This window comes from Haloglomus salinum, assembly GCF_024298825.1.
Taxonomy (GTDB): domain Archaea; phylum Halobacteriota; class Halobacteria; order Halobacteriales; family Haloarculaceae; genus Haloglomus; species Haloglomus salinum.
The window spans coordinates 1942942-1957577 of sequence record NZ_CP101153.1 but is presented as its reverse complement, the minus strand read 5'-3'; the positions used below and the strand labels follow the sequence as shown (position 1 = coordinate 1957577).

Annotated in this window: 14 protein-coding genes; 5 read left to right on the top strand and 9 right to left on the bottom strand. The window is 68.1% G+C overall.

What is annotated here, in order from left to right; genetic code table 11:
• Positions 1 to 84 precede the first annotated feature (84 nt).
• Positions 85 to 1038: a ferritin family protein gene (locus NL115_RS09410; RefSeq protein WP_254832926.1), complete on the top strand. Its 954-nt coding sequence runs from the start codon at positions 85 to 87 to the stop codon at positions 1036 to 1038.
• 112 nt (positions 1039 to 1150) lie between these two features.
• Here the strand turns inward: NL115_RS09410 and NL115_RS09405 are convergent, their stop codons facing one another.
• A complete protein-coding gene (locus NL115_RS09405; protein WP_254824397.1) occupies positions 1151 to 1621 on the bottom strand; it encodes an Lrp/AsnC family transcriptional regulator in 471 nt (156 codons plus the stop codon).
• A 198-nt stretch (positions 1622 to 1819) separates the two neighbouring features.
• On the opposite strand from NL115_RS09405, the gene NL115_RS09400 reads away from it, so the two are divergent.
• The gene (locus NL115_RS09400) at positions 1820 to 2227 is read left to right on the top strand and encodes a hypothetical protein (protein WP_254832925.1); all 408 of its coding nucleotides are present in this window, start codon (positions 1820 to 1822) and stop codon (positions 2225 to 2227) included.
• Complete coding sequence (locus NL115_RS09395; RefSeq protein WP_254832924.1) at positions 2224 to 4395, top strand: amino acid permease; 2172 nt, start codon at positions 2224 to 2226, stop codon at positions 4393 to 4395. The genes NL115_RS09400 and NL115_RS09395 overlap by 4 nt, the downstream gene beginning before the upstream one ends.
• Before the next feature lie 161 nt (positions 4396 to 4556).
• On the opposite strand, the gene NL115_RS09390 is transcribed toward NL115_RS09395, so the two are convergent.
• The 6 genes from NL115_RS09390 to NL115_RS09365 are packed head-to-tail and all read right to left on the bottom strand — an operon-like array spanning position 4557 to position 10583.
• On the bottom strand, positions 4557 to 5492 hold the full coding sequence (locus tag NL115_RS09390; RefSeq protein ID WP_254832923.1) for a DMT family transporter: 936 nt from the start codon (positions 5490 to 5492) through the stop codon (positions 4557 to 4559).
• Positions 5489 to 6307 carry an ABC transporter ATP-binding protein gene (locus NL115_RS09385; RefSeq protein ID WP_254832922.1) on the bottom strand — a complete coding sequence of 273 codons (819 nt, stop codon included), beginning with the start codon at positions 6305 to 6307 and terminating at the stop codon, positions 5489 to 5491. The genes NL115_RS09390 and NL115_RS09385 overlap by 4 nt, the downstream gene beginning before the upstream one ends.
• A gap of 2 nt (positions 6308 to 6309) precedes the next feature.
• A complete protein-coding gene (locus NL115_RS09380; RefSeq protein ID WP_254832921.1) occupies positions 6310 to 7185 on the bottom strand; it encodes an ABC transporter ATP-binding protein in 876 nt (291 codons plus the stop codon).
• Positions 7178 to 8356: a branched-chain amino acid ABC transporter permease gene (locus tag NL115_RS09375; protein WP_254832920.1), complete on the bottom strand. Its 1179-nt coding sequence runs from the start codon at positions 8354 to 8356 to the stop codon at positions 7178 to 7180. Before NL115_RS09375 ends, NL115_RS09380 begins: the two co-directional genes overlap by 8 nt.
• Before the next feature lies 1 nt (position 8357).
• The gene (locus NL115_RS09370) at positions 8358 to 9299 is read right to left on the bottom strand and encodes a branched-chain amino acid ABC transporter permease (protein WP_254832919.1); all 942 of its coding nucleotides are present in this window, start codon (positions 9297 to 9299) and stop codon (positions 8358 to 8360) included.
• A gap of 6 nt (positions 9300 to 9305) precedes the next feature.
• Complete coding sequence (locus tag NL115_RS09365; protein ID WP_254832918.1) at positions 9306 to 10583, bottom strand: ABC transporter substrate-binding protein; 1278 nt, start codon at positions 10581 to 10583, stop codon at positions 9306 to 9308.
• A 171-nt stretch (positions 10584 to 10754) separates the two neighbouring features.
• Here NL115_RS09365 and NL115_RS09360 point away from each other — a divergent pair, with 171 nt between their 5' ends.
• Positions 10755 to 11582 (top strand): proline dehydrogenase family protein, encoded by an 828-nt coding sequence (locus NL115_RS09360; RefSeq protein ID WP_254832917.1) that lies wholly within the window; start codon positions 10755 to 10757, stop codon positions 11580 to 11582.
• Positions 11583 to 11609: 27 nt separating this feature from the next.
• On the opposite strand, the gene NL115_RS09355 is transcribed toward NL115_RS09360, so the two are convergent.
• Entirely contained in the window at positions 11610 to 12329 is a 720-nt protein-coding gene (locus NL115_RS09355) for a helix-turn-helix domain-containing protein (protein WP_254832916.1), read from the bottom strand.
• A 172-nt stretch (positions 12330 to 12501) separates the two neighbouring features.
• Between NL115_RS09355 and NL115_RS09350 the strand changes: the two genes are divergently transcribed.
• Positions 12502 to 14022, top strand: coding sequence for an aldehyde dehydrogenase family protein (locus NL115_RS09350; protein ID WP_254832915.1), 1521 nt, complete (start codon positions 12502 to 12504; stop codon positions 14020 to 14022).
• A 195-nt stretch (positions 14023 to 14217) separates the two neighbouring features.
• Here the strand turns inward: NL115_RS09350 and NL115_RS09345 are convergent, their stop codons facing one another.
• Positions 14218 to 14514: a putative quinol monooxygenase gene (locus tag NL115_RS09345; RefSeq protein ID WP_254832914.1), complete on the bottom strand. Its 297-nt coding sequence runs from the start codon at positions 14512 to 14514 to the stop codon at positions 14218 to 14220.
• Between the last annotated feature and the right edge of the window lie 122 nt (positions 14515 to 14636).

Genomic DNA, 14636 nt, shown 5'->3' with positions numbered 1-14636 from the left:
AGGCGTCCATCGCCGGTCAGCTTATCAAGGGCCGCAGCATGCGGGCGGTGCAGACATCGGGACTCGTTCACAAACGGAGGAGGTATGAGTCGATACGCCGACACCAGCCGGTCGCTCCGCCTCGACCCGGACAGCCAGTCGGGGGGATACTTCCGCCACGCCGTCTACAACCACTGGGACCCGTACGAGGACATCGCCGACGACCTGCTCGAACAGGACCGGCGGGCCCTCATGGAGGCCGACTTCGAGGAGGACGACTCCGACGCGCTCGCGCAGGGGCTCGCCCTGTTCGGCGCGGGCGAGGAGGCCGTCACCGAGGACCTCGCGCCGCTGGCCATCGCGCTCGACGACATCGACGACCAGCTGTTCCTCACCTCGCAGCTCTACGAGGAGGCCAAACACACCGCCTTCTTCGACCGCTACTGGCGGGAGGTGCTCCTGCCGGTCGCCGAGGAACGGGGCTGGGAACCGGTGAAGCCGACCGACGACCGCTACTTCATGGACGCCTACGTCGACCTGTTCGACGACGTCGAGGCGTCGATGCACCGCCTGCTCGAGGACGACACCCCCGAGAACCGCGTGGACGCGTACTGCCACTACCACCTCGTCGTCGAGTCCGTCCTCGCACAGACCGGCTACTTCGGGCTGACCAGCGCCTTCCAGGCGGACACCTCCGAGGAACTGATTCTCGACCACGCGCCGGAGGTGCCCCACCTCCCGGGGCTGGTCGAGGGGCTCAGCTACATCCGCAGCGACGAGGGCCGCCACGTCGGCTTCGGGATGCACAAGGTCCAGCAGCATATCGCCGAGGACGGGGTCGACCCACAGGGGGTGCAGGACGTCCTGCAGGCCCAGATGACGAACGTGGCCGACATCGTCACCTACGACGAGGAGTTCATCGACCCCGTGCCGCTCGTCGAGTACGCCCGCGACAAGCTCACGCGCCGTATCGAGATCATCACCGACGCCGACGCCGAGATTCCGGACGTGGACGAACTGGTGGCGCTGGACACGGCCGACGAGCTCACCGCCGACTGACCAGCGTCCCGGAGCCGACCCAGATGACAGATATTGGAGCCGGATAACCCCTCAAAAGTAGATTCTCCCTTCCTGAGGCCAGAATAGATGGATTAGTTACCGCTTTCCAGACTTATTCGTCCGGGTCGAGGAACCCGTGGTACGGGCAGACGTACTCGTCCCGGATGATCTGCTCGTCGACGATATCGAGTCCGAGCTCGTCGAGTTCCCCGGCGATGCGGTTGAGGTCGTCGTGGCTCTGCCCGATGGCGTTCACGTAGACGTTCCGCTTGCCGGTCATGATCTCGCGGACGGCCGTGACACCGTGTATCTCCCGGGCCTGGTTGGCGAGTTCGTCCCGCTCCGTGACCGCGGCTGTACAGATGATCTTCGTGTACAGGGGGTAACCCGCCAGGTCGTAGTCGATATCGACGTGGTACCCGCGGATGATGCCGCTCTCCTCGAGCCGGTTGAGCCGGGTCCGGACGGTGCTCGAGGAGAGGTCGAGCTCGTCTGCGATATCGCTCGACGAGGTCCGTCTCGCGTCCTGCTGGAGGTGGTAGAGGATGCGCCGGTCCGTCGCATCCAGTTCGCCGTCCTTCATGCTTCCCCTGCGGGCCCGCATCCCGTATCAGTGTTTCCGCCGGAGGCCCGCGACGACCGACGGATGCTCGAAGACAGTACGAGCATTTTGTAGCTTTTGAATGACAATCCGTCATTTCAATCCGCTAGTTTATGCACTTCCGTCATCTAACGTCGAGTAGCCCCCGCGGGCAACGCTCGCGGGACACCCACACCCATCATGAGTCTCAGCCGACCCACCGGCGGTGGCCGGACCGAGGAGGCGGAATCGAGCGAGTACTGCGTACTGGGCGGCGCTGTCGGCGCCGCCGTCGCCGACCAGCTCCGCGCAGACGGGCACAGCGTCGAGCTGGTCGACGCGACGGCGGACGCGGACGACGCGGGCGACGACCCACTCTCGGCGTTCGACGACGACGACGCGCTGGCGGCGGCGTCGACGGTCGTGGTGGCGACCCGCTCGGACAGTCGCAACCTCCTGCTCGCACAGCGGATCGGCACCCGGTTCGGCACCGACCGGATACTCGTGCTCGTCCACGACCCGGTCCGGCTGGCGCCGTTCGCGGCGGCCGGACACGACCCGGTCTGTGTGACCTCGGCACTCACCAGGACGGTGATCGGGGAGCTATGAAGGAGCTGGAACGGGACCTCGGGCTGCCCTCGGTGCTGGCCATCAGCATCGGCGCGATGATCGGCAGCGGTATCTTCATCCTGCCGGCGCTCGCGCTGGGCCTCGCCGGGCCGCTCGTCATCGTCGCGTACGCGCTGGCCGGGCTGCTCGTGGTGCCAGCGGCGCTCTCGAAGTCGGAGATGGCCACGGCGATGCCCGAGGCCGGCGGCACGTACATCTACATCGAGCGCGGGATGGGCCCACTGCTCGGAACTATCGCCGGCGTGGGAACGTGGTTCTCGCTGTCGTTCAAGGGCGCGCTCGCGCTCGTCGGGGGCGTCCCGTACCTGCTCTTGCTGGTCGACCTGCCGCTGCAGCCGGTCGCGCTGGGGCTGGCGGCGCTCCTCATCCTCGTGAACGTCTTCGGGGCGAAACAGACCGGGCGGCTCCAGCTCGCCATCGTGGTCGTGATGCTGGCGGCACTGGGCTGGTTCGCCGCCGGGAGCGCCCCCGCGGTCCAGTCGGCCAACTACGCCGGCTTCTTCGATGCCGGTATCGGCGGGCTGCTCGCCGCGACCGGCCTCGTCTTCGTCTCCTACGCCGGCGTCACCAAGGTCGCCAGCGTCGCCGAGGAGGTCGAGGACCCCGGGCGGAACATCCCGCTGGGCATCCTCGGCTCGCTCGCGTTCACGACGGTTCTGTACGTGGTCATCGTGGCGGTCCTCGTGGGCGTGACCGACCCCGGTAGCGTCGCCGGGTCGCTGACCCCGGTCGCGGTCGCTGCCGAGGCCACCCTCGGGCAGGCGGGCGTGGTGGCGGTCATCCTCGCGGCCGTCCTCGCGCTGGTCTCGACGGCCAACGCTGGCATCCTCTCCTCGTCGCGCTACCCGCTCGCGATGAGCCGGGACAAGCTGGCCCCGCCGTCGCTGTCGGCCGTCAGCGAGCGCTTCGGCACCCCCGTCAACGCCATCACCCTCACGGGCGCGGTGCTGCTGGTGCTCATCGCGTTCGTCCCCATCATGGAGATCGCGAAGCTGGCCAGCGCCTTCCAGATTCTCGTGTTCGCGATGATCAACCTCGCGGTGATCGCGTTCCGCGAGGGGAGCACGGCCTACGAGCCGGAGTTCACGTCGCCGCTCTACCCCTGGGTACAGCTGTTCGGCGTCGTCACGGGGCTGGGCCTGCTCACCCAGATGGGGACCATCGCACTCGCGGGGGCCGTGGTCATCACCCTCGGGAGCATCGCCTGGTACCTCGTCTACGTCCGGCCGCGGGTCAGCCGGGAGGGCGCCGCGACCGACGCCATCCGCCGGCAGGTCGGCCGCGAGTCGCTCACCGAGGTCGAGTCCACCATGGACGAGGGGCGCCGCGAGGTGCTGGTCGCGCTGACGAAAGCGGGCGACCCCGACCGCGAGCGCGCGCTCGTCCGGCTGGCCGCCGACCTGGTCCGGCCCGACGACGGCCGTGTCGTCGCCGTCCGGTTCCAGGAGGTTCCCGACCAGCTGCCGCTGACCGAGGAGGCGGCCGCCCAGTCGGCGGCCGACCGGTCGTTCGAGGCCCGGATGGCGTCGCTGGCCGACGACCTCGGCGTCGCGGTCGAGGCCGACGAGGTCGTCAGCCACGACACCAAACACGCGGTCGTCAATTTCGCTGCGGACCGCGGCGTCGACACGGTCGTCGCCGAGCACGAGCCGCTCCGGCTCCGCTCGCGGCTGCTCGGCGACCCCATCGACTGGGTCGTCCGGCACGCCCCCTGTGACGTACTGCTGGTCGACAACCTCGGCTACGACGGGGCCGAGGCGGTCGTCCTCTCCGGGACGCCCCCGTATCCGCCGCTGGCGGTGAGCGTGGCCGGGGCCGTCGCGGCCGCCGGCGAGGGGTCGGTCTCGCTGTGGTACCCCGCCGACGAGTCGACCGACGAGCGGCGGCGGACCGTCGAGGACTACCGGACGGAGCTCTCGGAACTGCTCCGCGTTCCGGTCCACGACGCGACCACCCGCACGGACGGCGGTCGGGCGACGACCCCCGACCTGCTGGTACGAGGGCGGTCCGACGGCGGGGTCCGGGACGCCCTGTTCGACGACCGGCCGGTCGCCCCCAGCCCGGGCTGTACCACGGTCACTGTCTACCCCCACGAGTCGCGCCGCCCGCCGTTCCTGCGGCGGCTCCTCGAACGGGCGACCTTCTGACGGCTGGGACGCCGATAGAATCCCAGATATCTTTACAAAACTGCCCACAACTTCTGAAACTCTGAGCTACCTCAATAATATCAGAATTTCAACACCTGTTTGGCTTTTTTCCGAACACGAATCGAGCCCTGCTGAAGATGTCGGCCCCGGTCGGCCGTGCGTCACCGGCTCGACCCGCGACCGGCGCCGCGGTCCCGGCTCACGACCCACACGCCGGCCCCGATGAGCGCGCCACCGGCGAGGAAGCCGGGGCCGACCTGCTCGCCGAGCAGGGCCGCGCCCAGCGCGCTGCCGACGACCGGCTGGACGAAGAAGAAGACCGCGACGGTCCCCGACGGGACGAACTCCAGGCCCTTGTACCAGAGATACCACGCGGCCGCGGTCGCGGCCAGCCCCAGATACGCAACCGCGAGCAGGGCCGCCGGGCGCACCGGGATGGTGCCGACCCCCTGCCCGAGATACCACAGCTCGGCGGCGGCCAGCAGCCCCAGCATGGGTATCGCCGCGAGAGTGGAGTACGTGGCCGCAGTCAGCGCGGAGTAGCGCCGGACGACGGCCACGCCCCGGACGGTGTAGCCGGCCCACGCGAGGCTCGCGAGGACGAGCAGGCCGACACCGGCGGCGTTGCCGGCTGCGACGGCCGCGAGTTCGTACTGGCCGGCGAGGACGACCACGGTGCCGACCCCCGCCAGGCCAGTACCGGCGGCCTTCAGCCGTGTGACGCCCTCGCCGAGCAGCGTCGCGCCGAGGACGACCACGAACACCGGCGTCAGGACGGTCAGCAGCGACCCCTGGCTCGCGTTCGTCAGGTGCGTCCCGAGGAACTGGGTGGCGATGGTGAGCGCCACCCAGCCGCCGAGTTCGACGACGCCCGGCCAGTCGGCCCGGTCGACCCCCGAGTGGCTACCGGGACGCAGCAGAGTGACGGCCCGGAGCCCGAGCCACAGCGCGACACCGCCGAGCGCGACCCGGAGGAAGCCGAGCGTGACCGGCGGGACGAACTCGAAGCTCCACTTGCTGACGACGTACATCCCGCCCCAGAGCGCGGCGGCGGCGAGCGGAGCGAGAGCGAAGGCGTAGCGTCCGAGCGCCGTCACGCTCCGCCGAGGTAGAGCCGCCCGACCTCGTCGTTGTCGAGCAACTGGTCGGCGCGGTCCTCGAACCGGACCGTCCCCTGGTCGAGGACGTAGCCGCGGTCGGAGATGGCCAGGCCCTCCTTGGCGTTCTGCTCAACCATCAGGATGGCCGTGTCGAGGTCGTTGACGGCCTGGACGTGGCCGAACACCTCCTGTGCGGTGTTGGGCGCCAGCCCCGCGGAGGGCTCGTCGATGAGGAGCACATCGGGCTCCATCACCAGCGCCCGGGCGAACGCCAGCACCTGGCGCTGGCCGCCCGAGAGCGTTCGGGCCTTCGCCTCCCGCTTGTCGTCGAGGAGCGGGAACCGGTCGTACAGCCGTCCGATGACCTCGTCCAGCCCGCCCTTGCGGGCGACGCCGCCCATCCTGAGGTTCTCGTCGATGGTGAGCGAGCCGAACACGTTGTCAGTTTGGGGGACGTAGCCGATGCCGATCCGGACGATGTCCTCGGGCGCCATCCCACCGATATCGTCGCCGTGGTAGGTGACCGTCCCGTCCCACGGGGTCAGCATCCCGAACACCGTCTTGAGGACCGTCGACTTCCCGGCACCGTTCGGCCCGATGAGACAGACGATCTCCTCGGGACCGAGGTGGAGCGAGCAGTCGTCCAGCACCTGTACCTCGCCGTAGCCGCTGTCGACGCCCGACACCTCGACGACGGGCTCCGTGTCACCGGTCCCGGCGCTCGTGCCGGCCCCGTCGCTGGTCGTGGACGCCGCCTCGGCGCCCGTGGCGGTTCCGTCCGCGTCCGCGTTCGTGGGTGGATTCTCGCTCATGGTCAGCCTCCGAGATACGCGTCGATGACTCTGTCGTCGGTCTGGACCTCGTCGGGCGTCCCCTCCATCAGGACGCTCCCGCGGTCCAGCACGATGACCGGGTCCGCGAGGCTCATCACGAACTCCATATCGTGCTCGATGAGGAGGAAGGTCGTGCCCTGGTCGTGGAGTCGGCGGATCTGCTCGGCGAGCTTCTTCCGCAGGGTGGGGTTGACCCCGGCGGCCGGCTCGTCCAGCAGCAGGATGTCCGGCTCGGCCAGCATCGCGCGGGCCAGCTCGACCAGCTTCATCTGCCCGCCGGATATCTTCGTCGCCGGCTGGGTCGCCAGGTGGTCGATCTCGAACTCGCCGAGGATGCGCTCGACGTCCGCGAGGTTCCGTGTCTCGTGCTCGCGGACCTCGTCGGTCGACGTGAACAGCTTCACGAACGACTCGCCGGGCTGGTTCTGTGGCCCGACCAGCATCGCCTCGCGGACGGTCATCCCCTCCAGCTTGCGCGGGGTCTGGAACGTCCGTATCAGGCCGTGGTCGGCAATCTCGTACGGTTCGAGGTCGGTCACGTCGGTGCCGTTCACCTCGACGTGGCCCGAATCGGGCTCGTAGAAGCCCGAGACGAGGTTGAACAGCGTCGACTTGCCGGCCCCGTTCGGGCCGATGAGGCCGGTGATGGTGCCGCGCTCGACCTGGAAGGTGGCGTGGTCGGTCGCGACGAGCGCGCCGAACGCCTTCACGAGGTCGTGGGCCTCCAGCACCACGTCCTCCTTCGAGCGGTCGGCCCCGGACCGGGGCGACGCGGGCGACTCGGTCTGGGTCGCCGCCGCGGCCGCCGATGTGGGGTCGCCCGCCGACTCCGATTCGGAGTCCCGTGGTTCAGTCATCGCTCTCACCCGCCTTGCTCCCGCGGACGCCACGGTCCGGCTGGGACGGGGCGTCGTCGACGACGCTGGACCAGATGAGTTCGCGCTGTGGCGGCAGCACGCCCTGCGGGCGGAACCGCATCAGCAGGACGATGAGCACGCCGATGAGCAGCAGCCGCAGCGGCGCCACGTCGACCGGAATCCACGCGAACTCGTTGAGGAACCGGGTCCCCTGCTGGATGGCGACGATGACGAAGCCGCCGAACAGTGCCCCGCGGTTCGAGCCGCTGCCGCCCAGGATGACCGCGACCCAGACGTAGAACGTCGTGATGGGGTTGAGGTCGCCGGGGCCCACGTACAGGTTCAGGTGGGCGTAGAACACGCCCGCCAGCGCCATGATGAGGCTCCCGAGGACGAACGCCTGCATCTTGTACGAGTAGGTGTTCTTCCCCAGCGCGCGGGCGGCGTCCTCGTCCGAGCGGATGGTCCGCAGGACGCGTCCCCAGGGGGAGCGGTGGACCCGCCGCAGGACGAGATAGCAGATGCCCACGAGCGTGAGCACGAGCGCTACGTTCAGGAGTGCCCGCCAGAACGGCGTCCCCAGCACGATGTCCGGACCGGGGAGGAAGCTGACGATGACACCCGGCATCGTCTCCGGGAACGTCTCCAGCACCGGCCAGCCCTCGAAGAAGCCCGGGATGCCACGGACCCCGGCGCTCCCGTTGGTCAGCCACCCTTCGTTCAGGATGATGATGCGGACGACCTCCGCCAGGCCGATGGAGGCGATGGCGAGGTAATCGGCCCGCAGGCGCAGGGTGGGGATGCCGATGCACAGTGCCAGGATGCCCGCGAGCGCGAGCGCGACGAACAGCCCGACGATGGGCGGGATGCCCCCGGCCAGCGGCGACGAGCTCGCGCTCGCCAGCGCGGTGCCGTACGCGCCGATGCCGAAGAAGGCGGCGACGCTGAAGTTGATGAGTCCGGAGTAGCCCCACTGGGCGTTCAGCCCGAACGAGAGCAGCGCGTACATCCCGGCCAGCCCGACGAGGAACAGGAAGTACGACGGCCCGATGCCACCGGTGAGCAGCCCCAGGAGCAGCAGGAGCGCGAACCCGAGGACGAACGCCAGCACGCCCTGTTCGGCCCGCGTCAGGTCCGCCCAGTACCCCTTCGGGTCGGAGAGGACCGACATCTCAGGTCCCCTCCCCGTCCCCGGCGATGCCGGTGGGACGGAACAGCAGCACGACCACCATGATGAGGAACGCAAGAGCGTTCGCGTACTCGAGACCGATGCCCCAGCCGTCGGGCACCATCGGGACCAGAGCGCCGACGCCCGAGAGGAGCGGTGTCAGCTGGTTCACCATCCCGATGAGCACTCCGCCCAGCATCGCGCCGTACACCGACCCGATGCCGCCGAGGATGACGGCCGCGAAGATGACCAGCAGCAGGTCGAACCCCATCCGCGGACCCAGCCGGCCGTAGAGGCCGAGGAACACGCCACCGGCGCCGGCCAACCCGGCGCCGATGACCCAGGTCCACAGCTTCACGCGGTCGGTCCGGATGCCACTGACCCGCGCGAGGTCGGGATTGTCCGCCATCGCGCGCATCTTCCGCCCGAGGTCGGTGTACTGCAACAGGACGTGGAGCCCCGTCACCAGCACGACCGCCGAGACGAAGATGGCCACGTCGTGCTCCGTGACCCGGACACCGTACGGCAGGAGTGCCTCGATGGGTCGGAGTGCCTGGATGTCGTAGCGAGTGAAGTCGGAGCTGAACCCCATCTGGATGACCGCCCGGTAGACGAAGGCGATGCCGATGGAGGTGATGAGCAGGCCGATGGACCCGACGTCCAGGCCTTCGTAGACGACCTTCTCCGTGACGACGGCGACGACGGCGGCCATCGCGATACCGACGACCAGCGCGACGAAGAACCCGAACGGGAGTCCGAGTATCGCGCCACCGAGACCGCCGACCGCACCGAACGTGACCAGCGCCGAGTAGGCACCGACGGTCATCGTGTCGCCGTGGGCGAAGTTGGCGAAGTCGGCGATGCTGTACACCAGCGAGAGCCCGATGCTCCCCAGCACGATGATGCTGCTGTACACCAGCCCGTTGGCGAGTAGGTCGAGCACCATTCCCCTTCAGCCTTCGATGAAGCCGATGCCCTCGTAGGAGTGGTTCTGGACCTCCGTGATCTGCAGGAATCCGACCGGGTCACCGTTCTCGTCGAGGTCGATGGGGCCGCTGACTCCCTGGTAGTCGACATCGCTCGCACCCCCGCCGTCGGCGAGGATCTCGGCACCCGCCTCGAAGGAGGTGACCTGCTCGCCCTCCGGCCGGGTCACCTCGCGGACGACCTCCGAGAGGGCCGCGCCGGTGAACTCGTCGGCGGCCAGGATGGAGAGTGCCGCCGTCACGACGCAGTCGTAGGCGTACGCCGACCACGCGGTCGGGGCCTCGTCGTACTCGCTCTCGAACTCGGAGGCGAAGTCCTGGTAGTTCTGCTCCTCGACGGGCGCGGAGGGGACGACGATCTTCATCCCGTCCATGCTCCCCTCGGGCGTGTTCTCGAGGACGTTGTCCCCGGAGACGGAGTCGGCGCCGTACAGTTGCGGCTCGTACCCGTTCGAGAACATCTCGTTGACCATCGTGGCGTACTCCGCCTGGTAGGTGACGAACAGCCAGGCGTCGGCGCCCGAACCGTTCATCTCGGAGACGAGCCCGGAGTAGGACTGCTGGTCCTGGTCGTGGGGGTTGTCGTACGCGAGGTCGCCGTCCCACGCGTTCTTGAAGGCATCGGCGAGGCTCGACCCGTAGTTGTTGTTGACGTAGGTGAGTGCCACCTCGTCGTAGCCGTCGCCCGAGATGATGTCCGCGAGCGCGGTCGCCTGCGTGCGACCCGTCGGCGACATCCGGAGCAGGCCCGGGAAGTCGGTCAGCCCGAGGCCGGTGGAGTTCTGACTCAGCTGGACCACGTCGGTGCCGCTGATGACGCTCTCGTAGATGGCGAGCGACACGCCGGAGCCGACCGCCCCGACGACGAACGGGACCCGGTCCTGGTTGACGAGCTTCTGGGCCGCGGAGACGCCACCCTGGTTCTCGCTCTCGGAGTCCTCGACGGTGATGGCCAGCTCGCGCCCGTCGAGGCCGACCTCGTTGACCGCCGCCAGCGCGAGGTCCTTCCCACGCTGGTTTCGCTCGCCGAACGCCGACAGCGAGCCGGTCAGCGAGTCGATCATCCCGATGGTGTACGGGCCGCTCCCGCCATCGCCACCGTCACCACCGCCGCCGTCACCACCGCCGCCGTCACCACCGTCGCTATCCGTGGTGGAACAGCCGGCGATGCCGGCGATGCCAGCCGTCCCGGCGAGTGTCAGCAGCGTCCGTCTATCGAGTTCCCGGATGGTATCTCGTGACATACTGTCTACTGGTACAGGGCGTCAGACGGGCCTCAACTAGCGCCCGACCATGGTCGGGAGCGACCACATTCACCCGTCCAGTGACGGTCCGGCCGTCTTGTGTCCGACACTAACGTGTCAGGAAGATTTGGTCGGGTGGTGTTATACCAGGGTCCGGCACGTTCGATTCGTATGATTCCCCCCATCGCCAGCAACTTCGTGGCGGGCGAGACGGCGGGCGACGCGATGGACCACGCCGACGACCTGAACGAGCGCGACGTCGGCGCCATCCTGAACCTGCTCGGCGAGCACTACGAGGACCGCGCCGACGCCGACGCGGACGCCGACGCCTACATCGACCTCGTGGAGGCGCTGGCCGAACGGGACACGGACGCCTGTATCTCCGTGAAGCCGAGCCAGATCGGGCTGGAGGTGGGCGACCACGCGTTCGAGGAGAACCTCGCGCGCATCGTCGACGCGGCCGACTGCTTCGTCTGGGTCGACATGGAGGACCACACGACGACCGACGTGACACTGGACGCCTTCGAGCGCCACGCCCGCGAGACGGACGGCAACGTCGGCGTCTGCATCCAGGCGAATCTGAAGCGCACGCGCGAGGACCTCGAACACCTCGCCGAGCTCCCGGGGAAGGTCCGCCTCGTCAAGGGGGCCTACGAGGAGCCCAAGGACATCTCCTACCGGAAGAAATCACGCGTCGACGAGGTGTACCGGGAGTATCTCGCGTACATGTTCGAGCACTTCGAGGACGGCGTCGCCGTCGGGAGCCACGACCCGGCGATGATCGACCTCGCGAAAGAGCTCCACGCGGAGCACGGGACCCCGTTCGAGATACAGATGCTGACCGGCGTCCGGGAGGACGCCCAGTTCGAACTCGCCGAGGAGTACCCCGTCTACCAGTACGTGCCGTACGGGAGCAAGTGGTTCTCCTACTTCTACCGTCGCATCCGCGAGCGCAAGGGGAACGCGCTGTTCGCGCTGCGGGCGGTCATCGGGCGCTGACGGGCGCGGGCCACGCTCACCGCTCGCTCAGGGGTCCAGCAGTTTGGCCTCGGCCTTCCGCAGGTGCTCCAGCAGCGTCGTCTTCGAGACGTCGAACTCGGCGGCCAGTTCGCGGGTCGAGGTCGCGCGCGGCCACTCGTAGTAGCCCGCCTGCCGCGCGTGCTCGAACACCTGCCGCTGCTGGACGGTGAGGGTGTCGAGGCGCTGGTCGCGGGTGGTGAGGCTACTGGTCTCGCCGGTCGTGATGGAGTCGACCTCGACCTCCGCGCCGGCCTGGTCGCGGACCGCATCGAGCGCGTCCTCGATCTTCGAGCGCTCGTCCACGAAGCAGACCTGCCACTCCTCGCGCCCGTTCTCGATGCGGACCGGCGCGCTGTGGACGAAGCCGTACTCCAGCAGCGTCGGGCAGACCATGTCCGCGGGGTCGTACTCGAGGAAGAACTCCCGGACGACGTTGCCCGGGGCGCTCCGCTCGCGGCCGAAGCGCTCCTGCAACTCGGAGAGGTCGCCGGCGTACTCGGAGTCGGCGATGGCGTCGAGGAGGTGTTCGACCTCGGCCTCGGTCTCCCCGAACGCCGTGAACAGCCCCTGGACCGACGTCGGGCTGTCACCGTCGGTCCGGGGCGAGTTGTAGATCGCGTGTGCCAGTACTCCACCGCCGGTCTTCCCGGTCGCCTCGATAGCCCAGCAGTTCGGGTGCCAGAGGTCGAGGGTCAACCGCGTCGTGCTCCGTTCGACGGCAGCCATACGTTGTGAATCGCTCCGGATGAGCATGTGTGTGTCGGGCTCACGAACAGCCACCCGACCATGGTCGGAGGATGACCCCATCCGACGACGAATCAGCAACCTTCGCCGGGGATGTCCGGCCCGCCCATGGTCGGCTGGGTGCTTTGGACAGGTGGGGCGGTACGGACGACCAATGGCAGACCCGTACCGACACTACATCGACGGCGAGTGGACAACCGGCGCCGACACCGAGACCTTCGAGAGCGAGAACCCCGCGACGGGCGAGACGCTGGGAACCTTCCACCGCGGCACGCCCGCCGACATCGACGCGGCCGTCGCAGCCGCCGCCGACGCCTACGAGGAGTGGCGCGAGCTCTCGCGCATCGACCGTGCGGAGTACCTCTGGGACGTGTACCACGAACTGCGCGACCGGACGGACGAACTCGGCGAGATCGTCACGCGCGAGTGCGGCAAGGAGATATCCGAGGGGCGCGCCGACGTGGTCGAGGCCGCGCACATGGTCGAGTGGGCCGCGGGCGACGCCCGCCACCCCAGCGGCGACATCATCCCCTCGGAGATCGCCGAGAAGGACGCCTACATGCGGCGCAAGCCCCGCGGCGTCACCGGCTGCATCACGCCGTGGAACTTCCCCATCGCCATCCCGTACTGGCACATGGCCGTCGCACTCGTCGAGGGGAACCCGGTCGTCTGGAAGCCCGCCGAGCAGACGCCCTGGTGTGCCCAGATCGTCGCCGAGATGTTCGAGGACGCCGGGATTCCGGACGGCGTGTTCAACATGGTCCAGGGCTTCGGCGACGCCGGCAACGCCATCGTCCAGTCCGACGACGTGGCGACGGTCCTGTTCACGGGGAGCGCGGAGGTCGGCCACCGCATCGCCGACGCCGTCGGGTCGGACTCGGGCAAGCGCGCCGCCTGCGAGATGGGGGGGAAGAACGCCGTCGTCATCACCGAGGAGGCCGACCTCGACATCGCCGTCCACTCCGCGGTGATGTCGTCGTTCAAGACGACCGGCCAGCGCTGTGTCTCCAGCGAGCGCCTCATCGTCCACACCGACGTGTACGAGGAGTTCAGGCGCCGATTCGTCGACATCGCGAGCGAGGTGGCCGTCGGCGACCCGCTGGAGGAGGACACGTTCATGGGCCCGCTCATCGAGGGCGAGCACCGCGAGAAGGTCACGCGGTACAACGAACTCGCCGCCGAGGAGGGCGTGAACGTCCTCGTCGACCGCACCGAACTCGACGCCGACGAGATTCCCGACGGCCACGAGGACGGCCACTGGGTCGGCCCGTTCGTCTACGAGGCCGACCCCGACGCCGACCTCCGCTGTACCAAGGAGGAGGTGTTCGGCCCGCACGTCGCGCTGCTGGAGTACGACGGCGACATCGAGCGCGCCGTCGACATCCAGAACGACACGGACTACGGCCTCGCCGGGGCCATCGTCTCCGAGGACTACCGGCAGATAAACTACTACCGCGACCACGCGGAACTCGGGCTGGCGTACGGGAACCTCCCGTGCATCGGGGCCGAGGTGCAACTGCCGTTCGGCGGCGTCAAGAAGTCCGGCAACGGCTACCCCTCCGCCCGCGAAATCATCGAGGCTGTCACCGACCGCACCGCGTGGACGCTGAACAACTCGAAGGAAATCCGGATGGCGCAGGGACTCTCCGCGGACATCATCACCGAGGACGACTGAGGAGAATCAGAGGAATCCGACCGCGCCACCACCCGAATATTTTTAGAGCATTCGTTATAATTGTTGAGAATTTGCATTTAGAGACATGCGCAGGCATTTAAATCTGTTATTATCGAAATTAGAGAAGAACAACCCGCGGAGCTAGCGCTGTTCGAACGGAAGGAGGCGAGAGGATACGTCGATCCGTCTGTGCGGTCACGCAGACGGCTGTCGAGCCGACTTCTCCTCGACTAACTCGAGTACAGTCATCTCTGGAGGGGCCACCAGGCCTGCCTCCGTCATTCGCTCACGCATTTCTTCGGAGCCGAAGAACGCACGGGGGTCTTCGTCGTCACTCCACTCGAAGAGGACGACAGCCTCGTTCGGGTCGTCGGCGGACTGAAAGACCTGATACCCCCGTTCTCCGTGCTCGGCGCGGTAGGATTCGTTACTGTGGAACGACGATTTCCAGCTCTCGAAGTCCTTTACGGCTGCATTTGCCAGTAGATACATCTTATTCTACACTAACTTTCGTGTAGGACTCGCGAACGCATAAGCATGCCACGAGCAGTGCTAGCACGGGTCTGCCCGGTGGATGGTCCGACTGCCTCCACCGACCGGTTGGAGGCATCCAC